The organism is Paraburkholderia sp. Ac-20340 (assembly GCF_017104965.1).
Taxonomy (GTDB): domain Bacteria; phylum Pseudomonadota; class Gammaproteobacteria; order Burkholderiales; family Burkholderiaceae; genus Paraburkholderia.
In genome coordinates, this window is record NZ_JAAGPR010000084.1 from 1 (window position 1) to 1,129 (window position 1,129).

Here is a 1,129-nt window from a genome sequence, read left to right on the forward strand (position 1 = left end):
ACCTGCTCGGCTTCCTTCACGCCGAAGCCGCGCGTGGTCATCGCCGGCGAACCCAGACGGATACCGCTCGTCACGAACGGCTTTTCCGGGTCGTTCGGGATCGCGTTCTTGTTGACCGTGATGTGCGCGGCGCCCAGCACGGCTTCCGCTGCCTTGCCGGTGATGTTCTTCGCGCGCAGGTCGACCAGCATGACGTGGCTTTCCGTGCGGCCCGAAACAATACGCAGACCGCGCTTGACCAGCGTTTCAGCCAGCACGCGGGCGTTCTCGACCACTTGCTGCTGATACGTCTTGAATTCCGGCGATGCCGCTTCCTTGAACGCAACGGCCTTGCCGGCGATCACGTGCATCAGCGGGCCGCCCTGGATACCCGGGAAGATCGCCGAATTGATGGCCTTTTCGTGCTCGGCCTTCATCAGGATCACGCCGCCGCGCGGGCCGCGCAGGCTCTTGTGCGTGGTCGTGGTGACGAAGTCGGCGAACGGCACCGGGTTCGGGTAGACGCCCGCAGCGATCAGACCGGCGTAGTGCGCCATGTCGACCATGAAGTACGCGCCCACAGCCTTCGCCACCTTGGCGATACGCTCGAAGTCGATACGCAGCGCAAATGCCGACGCACCCGCGATGATCAGCTTCGGTTTGGTTTCGTGCGCGCGCTTTTCGAGCGCTTCGTAGTCGATGTCTTCGTTCGCGTCGAGGCCGTAGCTGACGACGTTGAACCACTTGCCGCTCATGTTGAGCGCCATGCCGTGCGTGAGGTGGCCGCCTTCGGCCAGGCTCATGCCCATGATGGTGTCGCCCGGCTTGAGCACGGCGAAGAACACGCCCTGGTTGGCCTGCGAACCCGAGTTCGGCTGCACGTTGGCGGCTTCCGCGCCGAACAGCGCCTTCACACGGTCGATCGCGAGCTGCTCGACGATATCGACGTTTTCGCAGCCGCCGTAGTAACGCTTGCCGGGATAGCCTTCGGCGTACTTGTTGGTGAGCTGCGAACCCTGCGCGGCCATCACGGCCGGCGAGGTGTAGTTTTCCGACGCGATCAGTTCGATGTGCTCTTCCTGACGGCGGTTCTCGAGTTCGATCGCGGCAAAGAGTTCGGGATCGACGTTGGCGATGGTGCTTTCGGCTC

1 protein-coding gene is annotated in these 1,129 nt (G+C 63.5%); it reads right to left on the reverse strand.

The annotated features are described in order from the left end of the window. The coding region (gene glyA / locus G3N59_RS36795) for a serine hydroxymethyltransferase (RefSeq protein ID WP_241024851.1) at window positions 1-1,129 on the reverse strand (1,129 nt) is incomplete at both ends.